This window comes from Candidatus Methylobacter favarea, from assembly GCF_902806695.1.
Classification (GTDB): domain Bacteria; phylum Pseudomonadota; class Gammaproteobacteria; order Methylococcales; family Methylomonadaceae; genus Methylobacter_B; species Methylobacter_B favarea.
Genome location: NZ_CADCXN010000068.1, coordinates 18,003 through 37,532, shown reverse-complemented (window position 1 = coordinate 37,532; position 19,530 = coordinate 18,003). Strand labels below are relative to the sequence as shown.

14 protein-coding genes and 2 pseudogenes are annotated in these 19,530 nt (G+C 41.2%); 15 read left to right on the top strand and 1 reads right to left on the bottom strand.

The window, feature by feature from the left end; translation table 11 throughout:
• From HUX64_RS10450 to HUX64_RS20420, 15 genes and pseudogenes are all read left to right on the top strand, one after another.
• A pseudogene (locus HUX64_RS10450) lies at positions 1 to 200 on the top strand (IS1 family transposase); the annotation flags it as partial.
• A gap of 1,335 nt (positions 201 to 1,535) precedes the next feature.
• A complete protein-coding gene (gene wecA / locus HUX64_RS10445) occupies positions 1,536 to 2,774 on the top strand; it encodes a UDP-N-acetylglucosamine--undecaprenyl-phosphate N-acetylglucosaminephosphotransferase (protein WP_174626175.1) in 1,239 nt (412 codons plus the stop codon).
• Between the two features lie 359 nt (positions 2,775 to 3,133).
• The gene (locus HUX64_RS10440; protein WP_217426501.1) at positions 3,134 to 4,351 is read left to right on the top strand and encodes a glycosyltransferase family 4 protein; all 1,218 of its coding nucleotides are present in this window, start codon (positions 3,134 to 3,136) and stop codon (positions 4,349 to 4,351) included.
• 46 nt (positions 4,352 to 4,397) lie between these two features.
• A complete protein-coding gene (locus HUX64_RS10435; protein ID WP_174626174.1) occupies positions 4,398 to 5,309 on the top strand; it encodes an ATP-grasp fold amidoligase family protein in 912 nt (303 codons plus the stop codon).
• A gap of 54 nt (positions 5,310 to 5,363) precedes the next feature.
• Entirely contained in the window at positions 5,364 to 6,455 is a 1,092-nt protein-coding gene (locus tag HUX64_RS10430; RefSeq protein ID WP_174626173.1) for a CapA family protein, read from the top strand.
• Between the two features lie 26 nt (positions 6,456 to 6,481).
• On the top strand, positions 6,482 to 7,930 hold the full coding sequence (locus HUX64_RS10425; RefSeq protein ID WP_174626172.1) for a lipopolysaccharide biosynthesis protein: 1,449 nt from the start codon (positions 6,482 to 6,484) through the stop codon (positions 7,928 to 7,930).
• 212 nt (positions 7,931 to 8,142) lie between these two features.
• On the top strand, positions 8,143 to 9,291 hold the full coding sequence (locus HUX64_RS10420; RefSeq protein WP_217426500.1) for a glycosyltransferase family 4 protein: 1,149 nt from the start codon (positions 8,143 to 8,145) through the stop codon (positions 9,289 to 9,291).
• Positions 9,292 to 9,801: 510 nt separating this feature from the next.
• Complete coding sequence (locus tag HUX64_RS10415; RefSeq protein WP_174626171.1) at positions 9,802 to 10,809, top strand: EpsG family protein; 1,008 nt, start codon at positions 9,802 to 9,804, stop codon at positions 10,807 to 10,809.
• 162 nt (positions 10,810 to 10,971) lie between these two features.
• A complete protein-coding gene (locus HUX64_RS10410) occupies positions 10,972 to 12,153 on the top strand; it encodes a polysaccharide deacetylase family protein (RefSeq protein WP_217426499.1) in 1,182 nt (393 codons plus the stop codon).
• Positions 12,138 to 13,319, top strand: coding sequence for a glycosyltransferase family 4 protein (locus HUX64_RS10405; protein ID WP_174626169.1), 1,182 nt, complete (start codon positions 12,138 to 12,140; stop codon positions 13,317 to 13,319). The genes HUX64_RS10410 and HUX64_RS10405 overlap by 16 nt, the downstream gene beginning before the upstream one ends.
• A gap of 114 nt (positions 13,320 to 13,433) precedes the next feature.
• Entirely contained in the window at positions 13,434 to 13,697 is a 264-nt protein-coding gene (locus tag HUX64_RS10400; RefSeq protein WP_174626168.1) for a hypothetical protein, read from the top strand.
• A gap of 715 nt (positions 13,698 to 14,412) precedes the next feature.
• Entirely contained in the window at positions 14,413 to 15,576 is a 1,164-nt protein-coding gene (locus tag HUX64_RS10395; protein WP_217426498.1) for a glycosyltransferase family 4 protein, read from the top strand.
• A 157-nt stretch (positions 15,577 to 15,733) separates the two neighbouring features.
• Entirely contained in the window at positions 15,734 to 16,924 is a 1,191-nt protein-coding gene (locus HUX64_RS10390; protein ID WP_174626167.1) for a LegC family aminotransferase, read from the top strand.
• A 239-nt stretch (positions 16,925 to 17,163) separates the two neighbouring features.
• Entirely contained in the window at positions 17,164 to 17,841 is a 678-nt protein-coding gene (locus HUX64_RS10385; protein WP_246246989.1) for a sugar transferase, read from the top strand.
• A gap of 138 nt (positions 17,842 to 17,979) precedes the next feature.
• Positions 17,980 to 18,744, top strand: a pseudogene (locus tag HUX64_RS20420) (transposase).
• A 435-nt stretch (positions 18,745 to 19,179) separates the two neighbouring features.
• Here HUX64_RS20420 and HUX64_RS10365 read toward each other — a convergent pair.
• Positions 19,180 to 19,419 (bottom strand): hypothetical protein, encoded by a 240-nt coding sequence (locus HUX64_RS10365; protein ID WP_174626163.1) that lies wholly within the window; start codon positions 19,417 to 19,419, stop codon positions 19,180 to 19,182.
• Positions 19,420 to 19,530 lie beyond the last annotated feature (111 nt).

The following is a 19,530-nucleotide window of genomic DNA, read 5'->3' as shown; positions in this document are numbered from 1 at the left end:
ACGAGAGCTTTGTCCCCGCAGGGCAACACACGCAATCAAAGGCCGAAACCTTCACCGTTGAGGGCTCCAACAGTTTGTTCAGGCATTTCCTTGCCAGGTTGCGCCGCAAGTCAAAATGCTACAGCAAATGCCAAAAGATGTTGGAATATTCCGTAAGGCTTCTGATGGCTAAAAGAAATAATGAGATTATCTATAGTTAATTAGCAATACCTCTAATGAAAACAATCATAGGCAAATCCCTTGGCGTCTGGCGTATTAGGGCCTATTTTTTAGCGGGAAATATGACCTGAGTTTTTGAAAAACTTCGAACTTGTGTCAGCATGAAAATGCTCTAATAATTGAGCTGCCATAGGCCAAAGATTTTTATAAGCCTTTCTGATGCTTGACGCAAGAAAGCTTTACGCCATGAGGACGGTAGCGAGGCAAGATATTCATCGTTGCGCTTGCGCTTTACTAATAGCTTGGACTTGCGCCGCTTTATGAGCCGGCAAATTATCGCCCCTGATTATAGGCGTCAGTCTCAAGGCCGGCCCTCCGCTGAGAACGTAAATAGACTTGGAAGGCTTCGCTATGCATGGATGGCCCTGTTCAAGCACGATGGGGCAATGACCCCGTGGGCACTTAAGCCCAATAAAGGTCAGCATTTCCCAATGGCCAGCGGACGCTTAGCTCCTGCCTCGAATATCGGTGTTGGTAAGTGTGCGCTTTATTGCCCCACTGACTCTTGCCTCGTTGAGCTTTGGTATTTGACTGAATGGCGGTATAGTGTCCATTATGTTACGCCTGAGCCACATCGGGCCATTGCTCATAGGCCTTTTTGATCGGATTTTAGCGCAAGACCCGCCAGCGCTTGAGATTATTTACCCCCTTTCTTAAAATCGGTAGCTTGAGGCCGCCGCTTTAGGCAATCCAGAGCACCACAGCGGCGGATCTCCACAGATTGAAATTTACCCTTCATCTGCTCGTGGGGTTTATTAAGGAGACTCGCTGGATCACCTGTTTTACTCAGCATTGAGTAACGGCCTTCTCCTTTTTTTTCCGGCCTCGGTTAACTGGACGTAGCACATCTCTCAGCCGGCAAACAGAGGTTAATGACAAGGCGTACCGTCTGCTAGCTTAAGCCGATTATACCGACCATCTGCGTCATCCTGATGCCTTTATTAGGCACGACATTCCTCACTTTTGTGTTGTAGGAAGTTGCTCCAGAGTTTGATATCTTGAGTCTTCTTTTTCTATTCTTCTCGAATATAATAAAATATTACATTTTCAGCTTCAGAGCTAAATCTATAAAAGTAAACCTTAACAGACTATATTCTTGCGATTTGAAAAAACCGTTCAGACCCACAGGACTTTATCCGCCCATAAAGAAATGGCAAGATTGACGGGAGAAGTAAAATTAATTTAGTATTAATTAAAATAATTTTGGCTATATTTAGCAAAATTTGCTACAGTGAAATTCTTGAAGCCTGCCAGTAAAATCACGCGTTTTTTTAACTAATCAAAAAATAGCCTTTATGTTTCTAAATTTCTTTTTTATGCCGCTGCTAGCGACAGTTTTTTTTATAGTAACTTTGTATCCTTGCGCCTTAAAAATAGGTTTTACTGATAAACCCACCCACAGAAAGCAACATCAAAAGCACACTCCTCTTGTAGGCGGTATAGCAATTTATTTTGCACTCCTGGTAACATTCTTTATTAATACCAATTTCTTCCCTCATCAAGCAGCTTTTATCGCTGCAGCCACGTTATTGGTTTGCGTGGGTCTTATTGATGATTACAAAGGCCTTGACGTCAAAATCAGATTAGTTACTGAAATTGCAGCCGCATTTATTATGATAGAATTTGCGCACATAAAAATAATCGACTTAGGCGATTTGTTAGGCTTGGGTAATGTTCACCTTGGCAACTATGCTACTATCTTTACTATATTTGCTGTTGTCGGTGGCATTAACGCTTTCAATATGATTGATGGAATCGATGGCTTGGCAGGCGGCTTAACCTTAATCTCCATTGCCTCAATTGCGGTTGTATCCTTGATCTTTCAGGATTGGATGATTTTTAATTTTTGCATTATTTTTATTGCTTCGATATTGGCTTTCTTATTATTCAATTTACGTATTTTTGGAAGATCGAGTGCTAAAATATTTTTGGGTGATACCGGAAGTACTTTGTTTGGCTTCACCGTTTGCTGGGTGTTAATCGATGCATCGCAAGGCGAAAAAAACCTGATCACGCCGACAACAGTATTGTGGGTTACAGCGCTTCCATTGATCGACTCTGTTTGCATCATGTTGCGCCGTATTAGAAAAAGAGTATCACCATTCAATCCGGATCGAGAGCATTTACATCATATTTTTCAGGTAGCCGGTTACAGCATCAATCAAACTCTAAGTATACTGTTTATTTTTTCACTTGTTATATCCTGTTCTGGTATAGTAGGAAGCATTTATTTTGACATTCCTGAACGAATATTATTTTTGGCCTTTATATTTTTATTTGGCGGATATTATTGGCTAATGAATTACGCCTGGAAGATAATGAAAATATCTCGCTATCTTCGTACCACAAAAATATTTGATAGACGAGTCAAAATTCAAAGAAAAGAAGTTGATATGAGATCTAAAATTGAGAGGAGGTACATACCTACCCAGCAACAACTTGAAAAAATATATAAGGGTAATGGGTTTTTCCTGGCATTTTTATTAAAGCAATGCTTTCTACCCGAAAGTAAGAAACACGAAGAGCCTAAAAATAAGGAAAAAATATTCTTTTGACGGAAAAAAATCAAAAGATGTTAATTGATGAGTTTTCTTTACAGAAAATAGGAGAAATTCTTCCCACTCAACTATTTGCTTTTGTTGCAAAGTTGCCAGTGCTGTCAAGAAGAGGATAGTTGCCTATCAAAATGGAGTCATCCATGAAGCGAATGCCTAGGTTTTCATTTTCAATTTATAAGTTGGCCCCTCAGTATTTGTGCTAGCATTTTTAATATTGTACTGAAGCTACTCGTGGTGGGTATTCGAAATATTTCCTCAGCCGAATTGCCGGGTTTTAGAGCGGAGATTTTTGCTTTTGCTGTGGTATTGGGGGGTGATTTGGCTCTCATATTCTGGTTTGGTCTGCGAATGCTGCTATGCCCATGATGGTCGGGACTTTTAGTGTTGACTATAAATATTTCTATCTTTATATCACCTTATACAGCGTGAAACCCCAAGATAAATTCAGAATGCGGCTACTGATCTTCATCTCCTCCATGGCCGGAGGCGGCGCCGAGCGCGTTTCCGCCAATCTTGCCAACTACTGGGCCGCTAAGGAATGGGACATTACTATTGTTACGCTAGCCCAGCAACGCCTGGATTTCTATGATTTGCATCCTGCCGTCAAGCGCATTGCTCTGGACTTGGCAGGAGAAAGCGCCAATGCCCTGGCTGGATTATTGAGGAATGTACGTCGTGTGCTTGCTCTACGGCGAGTGTTGCGGCAGCTTCAACCTGATATTGCTCTGGGGATGATGACTACAGCTGATGTACTATTGGCTCTGGCGGCTTGGAGATTGCCCATGCTGAGAACCGTAGGCGCAGAACGTAACCACCCCCCGCAAATGCCGTTGGGTTATTTATGGGAAACTCTGCGCAGTCACACTTATGGCCTTTTAAATGCTGTGACAGCGCTGTCCCGTGAGGGTAAAGATTGGATTAAAACCCATACTAATGCCCAACAGGTTACGGTAATTCCCAATGCTGTTACTTGGCCTTTGCCAAGGCAGGAGCCGCGAATGAATCCCAATGCTCTATGCCGATCCGAGAGGCAATTATTGCTGGCAGTGGGGCGCTTGGAAGCGCAAAAAGGATTCGATTGGCTGATTGAGGCGTTTTCCACGCTGGCCGATAAACATTCGGACTGGGATCTGGTAATACTCGGCGAAGGGTCATTGCGCACAACGCTAGAGGGACAAGTGAGAGCGTCAGGGCTAGATCAGCGTATTTTTCTCCCAGGCCGGGCGGGCAATGTAGGGGAATGGTATGAAAGTGCTGATCTTTATGTGATGAGCTCTCGTTTTGAAGGGTTTCCCAATACCTTGGTTGAGGCTATGGCGCATGGTCTTGCAGCGGTGAGCTTTGATTGTGATACTGGTCCGCGCGACATCATCCGCCAGGAACTGGATGGCCTGTTAGTGCCGCCGGGTAATATCGCTGAATTAACCACAGCTTTAGATCGTTTGATGAGTGATGCCTTAACAAGGCAGCATTTCGCCGAACGGGCAGTGGAGGTGAGAGAAAGATTTTCGATGGCAAGAATTGCTGGAATGTGGGAAAAATTATTTAACGGACTATTGCTTGAACAAAAATAAGTAGAAATTTAGTAAAAGCTTCATCAGAAACTTATCAGGTTTTTATATGTTAAATCGATTAAAAAAGAGCAAAAACTATCAGATGTTTTATTTGTTTCGTATGTCCTTAGAATTAAAATTTTTGCGTTTAATGGCTATTTTTATTCCGGATGATTTGTATGTGAGATGGCAATATAAAAGAGAGCTTGGCAAAGAATTAAATTTAATTAATCCTGTGGGTTTTAATGAAAAGTTACAATGGCTTAAACTTAATTGGAGAGACGAAATAGCAACGATATGCGCTGACAAATATAAAGTTCGCGAATATGTGAAAGATCGCATTGGCGATCATATTTTGACCAGATTATATGGTGTTTATGACCGATTGGAAGATATTGATTTGCATAATCTTCCAGAGTCATTTGTATTAAAAATTACTCATGGAAGTGGACAAAATATTCTTTGCAAGAATAAAAAAGATGTTGATTGGGGATATTCCTTTGCATTATTGAAGATATATATGGCTAATAATCATTATTATTATGGAAGAGAGTTTCCGTATAAAAACATTGTTCCCAGAATTATTTGTGAAGAGTTTTTGGATGATGAAGGGAAGGTCCCCATGGATTATAAATTTTATTGTTTTAATGGACAGCCTCATTTTGTCGAAGTCCATTTTGATCGTTATGGGCAGCGTAAAAATAACCTTTATGATTTAAATTGGAATTTATTACCTGTTGAAATGACTTATCCAAGGTTTTTTGGCGCGGTTGATAAGCCGGAAGGTTTTGAAGAAATGTGCGGCTATGCGCAGATATTGACTAAGGGTATGCCTTTTGTAAGGGTAGATTTTTATAATTTTAATAAGAGGATATATTTTGGTGAAATGACGTTTTATCCTGCTTGTGGTATGGATAAGTTTTCCCCTGAGAAATATGATGATATTCTGGGTACATTATTGACGTTGCCTGAGAAATAATGATGATACGCATTATTAAAGCGAATTCCAACTAATGAGAGGAGAAATTAAGAAGTGCAATTAATTATCGGTGGTGACTTAGTACCTACACAATCAAATATTGATTTGTTCAGCAATGGGGATATCAATATACTGTTTGGTGGGGAACTGCTTTCTCTATGGGATGCAGCTGATATGCAAATTTTAAATTTAGAAGTACCAATCACTGATAAGAAAGATCCTATTGCCAAGTGTGGGCCAAATCTTATTGCTCCAACCAGCACAATGAAAGGGATAAAGGCGCTTAATCCAACTTTGTTTACTTTGGCAAATAATCACATTCTCGATCAAGGAATCCAAGGGCTAAAGTCAACCGAGGATATATTGAATAATAATGGGATTTCGTTTATCGGTGCTGGTAATAATTTAAATGAAGCTAACAAGCATTATATTTTTATAAAAGATAACTTGAAGATTGGCGTATATGCTTGTGCTGAGAATGAGTTCACTATAGCAACTGAAAATACTCCAGGTGCAAACCCGTTTGATCCTTTGGAAAGCTTAGACCATATCGTTACCTTAAAGGCAGAATGTGATTATGTTATTGTTCTATATCATGGAGGTAAAGAGCATTATCGCTATCCATCACCTTATCTCCAGAAGGTCTGCAGAAAGATGGCACAAAAGGGAGCGGATTTGGTTGTATGTCAACATAGCCATTGTATAGGATGCTATGAAAAGTATAACAGTTCAACACTTGTTTATGGCCAAGGGAATTTCTTGTTTGACGATTCTGATAGTGAGTTTTGGCAGACAAGTCTGTTAATAAAGGTAAACATTAGTGACAAGCTTCAGTTAGACTATATTCCCATAGTCAAAGCAATAAACAGTGTTCGTCTAGCTGATGGCAAAACAGCTGAAGATTTACTGCTAGCATTCCATCAGCGTTCATGCGAAATTTTGAAATCGGGATTTGTTGAGCAACAGTATCGACAATTTGCAGCAAATAATTATTTGTTATATATAAGCCAATTTGCTGCATTTGGAAAGTGGTTATCGAGGATAGATAGGCAGTTATTTAACGGAATGCTAGCAAAACGCAAATACAACAAAAGGCAATTACTTGCAATACAGAACTATATTCAATGCGAAGCCCATAGAGAATGAGTATTAGCTGGATTACAAGGTGAGAGATGAATGCTATAAATAATAATTTTCAAGTCCAGGTAGCGAGCGCGGCAAAATGGTCGGCTATAACCCAAGCAGCTGCAAAAATTGTCACTCCTGTAACTTCTATGGTTTTGGCCAGAATTCTGGCACCTGAGGCTTTTGGGGTAGTGGCTACCGTAACCATGATTGTAAGCTTTGCAGAAATGTTTACAGATGCGGGTTTTCAGAAATACTTGGTGCAGCATGAATTTAAAGATGAGGATGAAAAGTATAAAAATACTAATGTAGCATTCTGGACAAACTTGGGAATAGCGTTTTTTCTTTGGGCAATCATAGCAATATTTTGTGAGCCACTTGCTACCCTGGTAGGGAATAAAGGATTAGGTGAGGTAATCACAATCGCCTGCATCCAATTACCATTAACATCATTTTCCAGTATACAGATGGCACTCTACAGAAGAGAATTTGACTTTAAAACTCTTTTCTTGGTTAGGGTGACAACAATTTTAATACCGTTTTTCGTAACGATACCGCTTGCCCTCTACGGCTTTAGCTATTGGGCATTAATTATCGGTTTGATTTGCGGGCAATTCTCAAATGCGACTATATTGACAATTAAATCCAGGTGGAAGCCTAAATGGTTTTACAATGTAGGAATATTAAAAGAGATGCTGTCATTTAGTATATGGTCGTTAATTGAGGCTATCTCAATTTGGTTTACCGTATGGATTGATGCGTTTATTATTGGGAGTGCTTTAAATGAGTATTATTTAGGATTGTATAAAACATCGACATCAATGGTTAACTCGCTTATGGCTTTGATTACTGCTTCCACTTTGCCGGTTCTTTTTTCAGCTCTGTCGCGTTTGCAAAATGATTCTAAACAATTTAATTTAATGTATTTTAAAATACAAAGACTTATTTCAATTTTTGTATTTCCTCTGGGTATAGGCGTATACCTCTATAGTGATTTGGCCACTCAGATACTACTGGGAAATCAGTGGAGTGAAGCGAGTGATGTAATAGGCATTTGGGCTTTAACTAGCGCCATAACAATAATTTTTGGCTATCTTTGTAGCGAGGTTTATAGAGCTAAAGGTAAACCTAAATTATCATTCTTGGCCCAAGTATTACATTTAGTTGTTTTAGTGCCCGTTTGTATAATCAGTTCTAAATATGGATTTTGGACGCTCGTCTACGCTCGCTCGTGGATACGAATGCAAAGTGTTTTAGTAGATTTTATTTTAATGAAATTCGCAATGGGATTTCCAATATTTAAAACCCTAGGCAATGTATTTCCTACAGCCATTTCAGCGACAGCTATGGGAATTATCGGGTTCCATTTGCGGCAGCTGAAGGAAGGTATGATTTGGAGTTTTGTATCACTAATAATATGTATGGCAATATACTTCGGATTGTTATATCTATTCCCAAAAATGCGAAAAGAAATGACTGGAATATTAAAGGGATAGCTCTATGTGAAAAGCAGTGCGTAATGCAAATTGCTATTAACAGTGAAACTCTATTTCCCACCCAACTGCTATCATCCTGGCAAACCAATGAAGCAACATTTTCTACCGATGTTTAAAGAGGTAGCGTATTGTCAATATATATCAATGAGTTACGATAGCGACAGGTTTCATTTGTTCAGCTTTATTAGTTTACTGGCAGGGATTTAAACAGCGTGAAACCCCAAGATAAATTCAGAATGCGGCTACTGATCTTCATCTCCTCCATGGCCGGAGGCGGCGCCGAGCGCGTTTCCGCCAATCTTGCCAACTACTGGGCCGCTAAGGAATGGGACATTACTATTGTTACGCTAGCCCAGCAACGCCTGGATTTCTATGATTTGCATCCTGCCGTCAAGCGCATTGCTCTGGACTTGGCAGGAGAAAGCGCCAATGCCCTGGCTGGATTATTGAGGAATGTACGTCGTGTGCTTGCTCTACGGCGAGTGTTGCGGCAGCTTCAACCTGATATTGCTCTGGGGATGATGACTACAGCTGATGTACTATTGGCTCTGGCGGCTTGGAGATTGCCCATGCTGAGAACCGTAGGCGCAGAACGTAACCACCCCCCGCAAATGCCGTTGGGTTATTTATGGGAAACTCTGCGCAGTCACACTTATGGCCTTTTAAATGCTGTGACAGCGCTGTCCCGTGAGGGTAAAGATTGGATTAAAACCCATACTAATGCCCAACAGGTTACGGTAATTCCCAATGCTGTTACTTGGCCTTTGCCAAGGCAGGAGCCGCGAATGAATCCCAATGCTCTATGCCGATCCGAGAGGCAATTATTGCTGGCAGTGGGGCGCTTGGAAGCGCAAAAAGGATTCGATTGGCTGATTGAGGCGTTTTCCACGCTGGCCGATAAACATTCGGACTGGGATCTGGTAATACTCGGCGAAGGGTCATTGCGCACAACGCTAGAGGGACAAGTGAGAGCGTCAGGGCTAGATCAGCGTATTTTTCTCCCAGGCCGGGCGGGCAATGTAGGGGAATGGTATGAAAGTGCTGATCTTTATGTGATGAGCTCTCGTTTTGAAGGGTTTCCCAATACCTTGGTTGAGGCTATGGCGCATGGTCTTGCAGCGGTGAGCTTTGATTGTGATACTGGTCCGCGCGACATCATCCGCCAGGAACTGGATGGCCTGTTAGTGCCGCCGGGTAATATCGCTGAATTAACCACAGCTTTAGATCGTTTGATGAGTGATGCCTTAACAAGGCAGCATTTCGCCGAACGGGCAGTGGAGGTGAGAGAAAGATTTTCGATGGCAAGAATTGCTGGAATGTGGGAAAAATTATTTAACGGACTATTGCTTGAACAAAAATAAATTTTAAATCAAAGCATTTGCCCCATATTTTTCTATAATCCAGCTATTCTCGCATATTTCTTTGAAAAGGTGAGGATGTGCAATAGTATGATAATTACTCGAATCTTGATTATAAGGCCCAATAAATAAAGTGTTAGCTAAACTGTTTAAATTATGTTGAAACTCTGACAGTTGCTTCACTCAAGTGCGAGCATTGGATGAATTCAATTGGTGGTGTACAAGTCTTAGTGTCAAAAGCTACTAGATACGAACGAGGATTCTACCCTTTGAATGGTCATATTACGGCTTATTAATCCCGTTTGTGCTTTAAGATCTTCTAGAGAAGTATGAGAAACGTTAGCCAGACAGAAAGATATTAAATATCGTAAAAATAACCGCCAAAACCAAAAAAGGTTGGCGGAATTTAGATGGATACGAGTAAAGGTACAAATTTGTTTTTTTATATTAAACTTAAAAAATTGAAGCATTAATGTGGACCATATGTTGAGCAATAAGGAGAATGAATTTCTGATGAATTCGGAATTAACTGGTGGCATATCGGCTAAAACCAATCCGCTTGAAAATGGACAGGAAAAATACCTTTTCTTTTCGCTTTTAATCTCTATAACTTATGCAACTATTCTGACTTATCTTCCTATCGACGGCTTCAGAGATAGAGATAATTATCTTATCTATGCAGAGTATTCCCTTGATATTTTTCAATCTCACTTAGATCAAGGTTTAGGCTATACTTTGGTTAATGAGCCTCTCTGGCTTCTAATAAACATATTGCTATCTTTTTTTCTGTATCCTGAAGATTGTGTTCGTGTAATTGTTTTCTTTTCTTCTTTTGTGGTTTCTTTTGTAATTTTGCGAGCATATCCGAAGTATTTTCTTCTGATTTTCTTGTTTCTGCTTGTGCCTCAAGTCTTGAAGAATCATATTATTCACTTACGGCAAGGTATGGCAATTGCAGTATTTTTATTTGGTTGGTTTAGTAAAAATACAAGTATTCGATGGCTGTTTATTATTTTATCTTCATTTATCCATTCATCCTTCTTCTTTATTTTAGTTCTTCTTTTACTTAACAATATATTTTTAATGCTGTCTTTTTCGTGGGGCTGGTTGTTATTTTTTTATGTGCTAGTAGGTTTGTTTCTTGATTTTGCAGGAGCAGGACTTGCAACTCATCTTGGGGCTAGACAAGCAGATGAGCTTCAATCATTAGAAATGAAAACAAGTGGTTTGGGATTTTTATTATGGCTTTTCTTTTCAGGAATTCTTATTTTGGAAGGTAAGAACTTTATGAGGAGGTATAGCTTTTCACTTTTTGTTTTGATTGTTTATCTTTCAGGTTACTTTTTCTTGCCTGTTACGGCAAGAGTGTTTGAGAGCACTTTATTGCTGGTACTTATTTCCAGCTTATACCTTACATCATACCGCAAGCTGGCATTTTATGGGATTTTTACATTTTACTTTTTTTTTGATTGGTATCAGCGCCTCGAGTGGTCCGCATTTGGATGGGGGGCAACTTCTTAATGTGCGCATTTTCCGTTTTTGATTATTTAATGGCTTCCCTCAAAATGGGGGCAAACTGTTGCAGATAATTTATCACCTCTGTCCGAATAATGATAGCGAATGCCCTGCTATTTCTATGTGTTTCGGGAATTCAGGTCAATGGTTAACGATCAGATCGAGTTGATGAATAAAAATATTTCCCATAAAATCGGCCTTAAAATCGGGCCTATAAAGCTGATCCTTAATAGTGAGAGCGAATCGCATCAAGCCACTCCCAGCTATCGTTATTATATTATGTTGTGCATTATTTCGGGTAAGGCAGGGGAGCAGTCCCAAGAAAGGGATATTAAGGGAAGAACATATGGAATGAATATTTTATGGGCCGAGGTGTTTTTTTTGTCTAGCTTGGTAATTAGCCTGGATTTCGAGCTGTTCTGGGGAGTTACGGACTCAAGAACAATCGACAACTATGGGACAAATATTGAAGGTGTATGGCACGCTGTGCCAGGCCTATTGAAATTATTTAAAAAATATGACATTCACGCCACATGGGCTACTGTAGGTATGCTTTTGTGCAAGGATTTCAATCAATGGGCTGGTTTATGTCCCGCAATCCTGCCAACTTATAAAAGGAACAGTTGCTCAACTTACTCTGTAGCTATTCTTGCCCGTAATTTCCCCAAGCTTTTTTTTGCGCCCGTTTTAGTTGAACAAATTTTAACTACAGATAGTCAGGAACTCGCAAGTCATACCTATAGCCACTTTTATTGTGGAGAAGAAAATACTACGGTAGAACAGTTTGCCGCCGATCTGGATTGCTCTAAAAGAATCTTTGATGAATACCGGGTTAAACCAACAAGCATAGTATTTCCACGTAACCAGGTGCGGGATGAGTATCTGAAAGTATTAGTGAACGCTGGTTTCACCGCGTATCGTGGCAATCAAGATCATTGGATGTACCGAGACGGGCATTTAGGTTCAGTTTCATATTTTACGGCACGGCGTCTTATTCGAGCAGTGGATGCAGTCATTCCACTTATAGGCAACCACACATTTTTATTACCTTCTGGCATCCCAACAGGGCAGCTCATAAACATTCCTGCGAGTAGATTTCTGCGGCCGGTATCAGGTCACTCCTGCATCGACAAGCTGCATTTGAATCGAATAAAGCGGGGCATGCTGGAAGCAGCAAGAACAAATAGGGCTTTTCATTTGTGGTGGCATCCACACAATTTTGGTCTGTCCCCCGAAGCCAACCTGGTGAATCTTGAGAAGCTATTGAAATATTATTGTAAATTGAATCATGAATATGGTATGCAATCATTTTCTATGAGGGAGTTGGAGGCATCGTGCAGGATAAACTGAAAGATGGTGAATACAAAGATATACAAGACAACATAAGAATTTGTCATGTCATTATAACGCTTAGCCTTCTTGGCGGAGCAGAGCGAATGCTTATGCGCTTGTTATTAGCCAAGCCTGAATCAACCGATAAAAAAATGGTTCTGGTGTTGTGCCGAGCGGGTGCTTGGGGCGAAGAGCTTCGTTCTGCAGGAGTGTCGGTGCATGAGCTAGGGATGGAGTCGTTCTTGGATATTCCACGTGTTTTTTTTCAATTAAAAAAGTTTATTAGCTCATTTCAGCCTGACATCGTGCAAACCTGGATGTATCATGCCGACTTTTTGGGTGGCTTGGCGGCGTATCTGTCCGGTTACAAGAATATCATTTGGGGGATTCACCGAACCTCCTTATCGATAAGTGATACAAAAAGTACGCTAGTAATTATGAAATTATGCGCGCTATGGTCTCGGTGGGTTCCCAAGAAAATTATCTGTGTAGCAGAAGCTGGACGACTGGCGCATGTAGCCGCTGGATATGATGCGTCGCGTATGCTGGTAATCCCCAATGGCTTTGATTTTTCTAAATTGAGTGCTACAACTGAACAAAGAAATGCACTGCGTAAGGATTGTAACTTTTCAGATGATGAATTGATTATTGGATGTCTAGGGCGATTTCATCAAGTCAAAGGCCAAGATAATTTTGTCAAGGCGGCAGCAATTGTTGCTCGTAGTCATAAAAAAGTTAAATTTTTGATGGTGGGAAAGAATTGCGATGTAAATAACGTCAAGTTGATTGGCTGGATAAATGAGCATAATCTGCAAGATTATTTTGTGTTACTGGGAGAGCGGGAGGATGTGCCTGTATGTCTTACTGCGATGGATGTATTTTGCATGCCTTCACGCACCGAAGGTTTCCCCCTTTGTTTAGGAGAAGCGATGGCCATGGGCTTACCCTGCGTGGCTACGAAAGTTGGGGATACAGCGGTCTTGGCAGGAGGCACAGCGATCCTGGCTCCAACTCAAGATGAGCAAGCTCTTGCGCAAGGCCTATTGAAGGTCATTGCTTTGACAAAAGAACAACGCACTGAAATGGGAAAACAGTCTAAGGAGCACGTGATTGCAGAGTTTTCAATAGATAAGGTGTGTGAGCGTTTTAATGCCGTGTATCAAGAAATTGTTACGAATGTTTAAGCTGTTTATGAAATGATTACTGCCTGCAGGTGCGGCATTCGCTCTCTCCCGACAGGCTAAATTAGGGAACGCTGAGAAAAGCACTTCGTTGATAGCTATGTATTGCTACAAAGAATGTTTTATCGACCGCGCCTCATCAACCTTGATGATGTGGATATGCCAGAGAGGGCATTAGAAAATTTTCTGCAAAATGCAAGGATGGCAGGAGTTCCGGGTGAGAATAATTGCTTGCCTCAGTTGAATGTCAGCGGCGATTTCAATGCATTTGAATTTGATTTAGGAGATTCCATTTTTACACATATGGTTGTGAAGGCATTGCATATATCGACCACTTGGCGGGGAAGAGGCAGGTTCGTTTGCGACACCAGATATGGCTAAAATAACCAGATGTTGGATTATTTGCACAGCAATGTAACGGTGAATATCTGATCGAGGGTATTTCATCGCTTACAGCTTTGCCCCCTGAATCGATGGATTTAATTTATCTCAAACTGTGCTTCAAAACATTTGGAAAAGTGAATTAATCAAAATGGTAGATGATGTATCTAGAATATTGAAGCACAATGGAGTCAGCGTTAATCGTATTGACTTAAAGGATTATATAGGGGATGCACTGAATAACCTGAAATTTTCCGAGGCGAAGTGGGAAGATGCGGTTTTTCGCAATTCTCGGTTTTATACCAACCGCGTCTTTTTTATCGAAATGATTTAAATTTTTGAACAGGCTGGCTTCCAAGGTACTTTGCCCCTTATTGGCCGTTGGGAATGAGTGCCTACGCCTCGCAAAAAGCTGGATCCTTTATTTACCCACTTAGGCGACGATGATTTGCTGGTTTGTGTCTTTGATATTGTACTGTAGAAATTTTAAGAGTGTTTATCTAATGCGTGTATTTCCTGGATTTATTAGTGCTTCTTCTTTATTACCCTTAACACAATGGCTGGGGTTGTTACGGCAAATGGGATCAGCTAGATGTTATCGAGAATCTAATGATGGCGAGGTGGGGGGCCATGCTGAGTCAGGTAAAGGCTGCTCATATCCAGGTTTAACTATCAGTGACATTTCTTCTGCCTGGCATCAGCAAGAGACCCTAGCATGAATGCGTTAGTAGACATTTCAGGCATAGCTGTCCCATCAATGAAATTTCTAATAATTGCCGGCTTTGCCGATGATCTATTGCCATTTCGCGGCGATTTAATTAATGCTCTTTTGGAACGTGGCATTCAGGTGCATGTCGCCTTACCGGATTTGGAAGCAAATAGTGATTTGCACGACAAATTATTGAAAAAAGGGCTAGTGCTCCATAAGGTAGCAATGCAGCGAGCTGGCATGAATCCTCTAGCAGATCTACACACAACTTGGCAGTTGTTGCAATTAATTAAGGCAATAAGACCAGAAGCAGTATTTGCTTACCTGATAAAGCCAGTAATTTATGGCATGATTGCTACTTCAATAGCTGGGGTGCCTCATCGTTTTGCTTTGATTTCAGGGCTCGGTTATGCCTTCCAAGGTGAAAAAAACCAGCGTGGTTTATTACGTCGATTGGTTCAGAGACTATATGCTATTTCACTTAGTGGAGCGCATATGATATTTTTTCAAAATCCGGATGATCTTCACTTATTTCATCAGTTAGGGATTTTGAAACCTAACGCCCCTACCTGTGTAGTTAACGGTTCCGGTGTTAATGTAGACTATTATAAATATACACCTATACCTAAAGGCACTCCTTGTTTCTTAATGATTGCCAGATTTTTGATCGACAAAGGTATCCGCGAGTACGCTGCCGCCGCCAAGCTTGTCAAAGCGAAATATCCTGAAGTTCGTTTTACCTTAGTGGGATGGCTTGATGAAAATCCCAGCGCTATTGCACAACAGGAACTAGATACATGGATAGCAGAGGGTACCATCGAAAATATCGGTCGGCTAGCCGATGTTCGACCAGCTATTGCCCAGTGCAGCGTCTATGTGCTGCCTTCTTACCGTGAAGGTACACCTCGCTCCGTACTGGAGGCTATGTCTATGGGGCGGGCGATTATTACAACCGACGCTCCAGGCTGCAGAGAAACGGTTTGCACTGAAGATAATGGGTTGCTTGTACCCGTAGGTTCTGTGAATGAATTGGCAAAGGCAATGCTAAGATTTATAAAAAATGAAGAGATGATTTTACGGATGGGACAGCGTTCACGTGAAATCGCTGAAGAAAAATATGATGTACATAAGGTAAATCAAGTTATGCTCAACAAGATGGGGATTAGCTGAATTAAACCTAACTTTTTGTCATCTTGAAAGTTTGAATGAGCCAACTTAAGTTACAGTTGTTTATATTAACGCAGCCTGTAGGTTTAACTGATTATTTATAAGAATAGTCAGTAGCTTACGTCAAAGAAATTACCCGATTTTTAATTTTGAGATTTATATGAGTCAAATATCACATATATTAAATGAGTTTGAAGATTTTGCGAAATCAGTTTATGCACCTGAATTTCCAGTATTACTGCACAGACCAGTTTTTGCAGGGAATGAGAAAACTTATCTTAACGAATGTATTGATTCGAATTTTGTTTCTTCAGTAGGTGCGAAAGTGACAGAATTTGAACAAAAGATAGCCGCTTTCACGGGCGCCAAATACGCCATTGCGACTGTTAATGGCACTGCAGCGCTGCATGTCGCCCTGAAATTGGCCGGTGTAGGCAGGGATGACGAAGTGATTAGTCAGCCTCTTACCTTTATAGCAACGTGTAACGCGGTATCTTATATCGGCGCATTGCCTGTATTTGTGGATGTGGATCAATCTTCATTGGGTATGAGTTACGATGCGGTCAAAACTTTTTTGTATGAGCACGCTGAGTTGAGAAATGGGGTGGCATATAATAAAACTAGTGGACGCCGTTTATCTGCATGTGTCCCTATGCATACTTTTGGGCAACCCTGCGATATTGTCTCAATTGTTGCCGTTTGTAAGGATTACAATATCCCCGTAGTTGAAGATGCTGCAGAATCATTAGGTAGTTACATCAATGAGCAGCACTCTGGCACCTTTGGTTTAATGGGTATATTGAGTTTCAACGGCAATAAAATCATTACCACAGGTGGGGGTGGAATGATTATTACCAACGACGCCGACTTGGCAGAGCGGGCTAAATATATCACCACTACCGCTAAAATTCCGCACCCTTTCGAGTATGTTCATGATGAAGTGGGCTATAATTATCGTTTGCCAAATTTGAATGCGGCATTAGGATGTGCTCAGATGGAACAGTTAGATTATTTTATTATGCGCAAGCGAGAATTGGCTCTGCAGTATGAGTCATTTTTCTCAAAAAGTAAGATCGCGTTTATAAATGAACCTAAAGGTTGTGTATCCAATTATTGGCTAAATGCTTTGCAATTTGACTCGCTAAATCAGCGTAATGAATTTCTTCAACATACGAATGCCAATGGAGTAATGACCCGGCCCATTTGGCGCTTGATGAATCACCTGGATATGTTCAAGCATTGTCAGAATGATGGATTGCCTAACGCTACTTGGCTGGAAGAGCGAATTGTTAATATACCTTCCAGCGTGCCTGTAGCATCCACAAAGGAAAAGACAAAAAATACAAGCTAAATATTTCAATGAAATTTAAGGGAATTGACAAGTACAATTTTACTTATTCCACTGAAATCTAGGAAATGCAGTGCTTTCATGGCATCGGTATTATTAAAAAGGAAGCGGAGTTCAACAATAGCAAATAAGATTTTTTCTCAAGTATCTTTTTCACACATCAAAGAGCAAAGTCTCTCATTTCGAGGCTTCGTTTGATAGATAATTTTATATTTGGGTCAAAAAAATAGGAATTTACTTTGATGATAGGATGCAATATACAGCGTTTATTTGATATATTTTTTTCAGGGTTGGCTTTGATCATACTCTCTCCGTTATTGGTTCCTATAGCCATAATTCTTAAGTTTTCAGGAGAAGGAGAGGTATTTTTTGCGCAACAAAGAGTCGGACTCAATGGAAAAATGTTTGATTTACTAAAATTTGCTACAATGTTGAAGGATAGTCCCCACATAGGTACGGGTACAGTCACAGTTAAAAATGATCCACGTATTTTGCCTATGGGACGATTCTTACGTAAATCCAAGATAAATGAGTTACCGCAATTGTTAAATATTTTTTTTGGCGACATGAGTATTGTTGGTCCCCGTCCTCAAACACTGCGTTGTTTTGAGGCTTTTACTGACGACGTACAAAGGCAGATTGTGAAAGTTCGTCCTGGTCTTTCGGGTATTGGATCCATTATTTTTCGGGATGAAGAAAGCTTGCTCCATGAGGCAAACGATCCAGAGATTTTCTATGATACAGTCATAACCCCTTACAAGGGAGAAGTGGAGAAGTGGTATATTGATAACAAGAGTTTGACAAATTATTTTCTGATAATTTTTGTCACCGTTTGGGTTGTACTTATCCCTGGAAGCGCCATAATTGCAAGAGTATTTCCTAATTTACCTCCCGCTCCAAAAGAATTGGCAAATATTTAACTGGCCGGATTAAGATAACTAGATTATCTCCTTGTTGTTAGTTAACCTGAGTTCGGGATAAAAAAAGAAGCAGGTTTTTGTTATAACAAGGAGAAAATAAGTTTTCGAGGCTCACTTGCTCAAACAAAACACCTGCTAGTGGTGAAATTAACACACCTATTCTGCGATGCGGACAATTTTTGCCGAACCTTTAATAGTTGAATGGCAAAAGAATCAACTCATTCAAGGCGGGAAGAAAGGTCATCCCCCGCATCGCATGAGCTATAGCGAAAGGATCATGATTTTAATGGCTTGCCATCAGTCAGGCTTTCGAACCTCTGCATAGGGTTTTACCTGAAGCCTGTACACTGCTATGGGTCATCCGGCTTGCCTAACGGGGGTGAGCTATAATCGCTTTACCGAATGATGCCAGACCTGTTAGCGCCCATTACCGCCTCTATGAACAGTCGTCTTCGCAGGCAGCGCTTTTATTGATGCTATGCCCCTGAAAGTCTGCAAGACTATCCGTATGTCACGGCACCCAACCCGGGTCAGGAAAGCAGGGCGCGGCAAGTCATCGACCGGCAAGCTGTTAGGCGACCGAGACACTATTTCCAAAGAATTAACCCGGCTGTTGACGGTCCAGGATCTTAAACTGATGACCGCCCTGAAAAACAACTGAAAGCTCAGGCTAGGGAGACCTTTGATCAATTACTGCAGCAAGCGCAGCCTCATCGAAACCCTCAATGATCAGCTCAAGAATATTGGCGATCTTGAGCATTCGAAGCATCGCTCGTTGAGCCCTTACAGGTCCCCTATCATGGCCAGTTTACCGGCTTATCCCGATCAGGAAAAAATCAGGATAAAAAGCCGGCTCTTCAATTATGTAAGGCTGATTTACTACCCCTTTTACAGAATGCTTAAACTGAACTCAGGTTATTAAAGATAGAGCCGTGATCACACTCCAGCTGAATGGCGCGGTCCCCGTTTTCAGCACAGTCTCTGATATTTCACCCGTACCGTTGATTTTGTCGATGATCTTGACCCTACTGCCCCTAGCCTTGGTATAGACTTCCGGCTGCACTTGGCAAGCAAGTGCTTGATGCCAGCGTTCCTGGTTATAGAAGTGGAGAGATTGGCAAATCCCATCAACATCCTGCCTGTTGCTGGGGCTTTAAATACACGTGTTCATATTTAAGCGTCCGGCACAGCCGCTCGGCCAAAATATTATCCAGGGCCCGGCCTCGCCCCTCCCTACTGATCGGGATGCGGTTGTCAGCAAGCCCCCGGTAAAGGCATCGCGAGCCGATAAACAAACTCGCGCGGTAAGCGGATATAGGCGATAGCAGTGCTCCCTGTTCAAGTATCCAATCCTGGCGAATGCTCAGGATCGCTCTGCACGTTGATGGGTTTCGGCCCGCGCTTGCCTTCCAACAAGCTGCCCGTCTTCGCCGACAGGTCTTTTTTCCATGGACTCACCCGACGACTCGGGCGGATACTGTGTTCTTGGGTAATTTCATTGATCGTCTTGATGCTTTTTACGGCTGCTATGGCAATCTTGGCTTTTTGAGCACTATAAACATCTGCCGTTTCTTTCACTGATTTTTGCTCTCTGATTTAGCTCAGAGCCTGGCTTATACTATTGTCCGGATTCCGGGGACCGCTATAGTTCTGTTGTCAGAATATGAAAATAGAGTTCCCCCCAGCTAG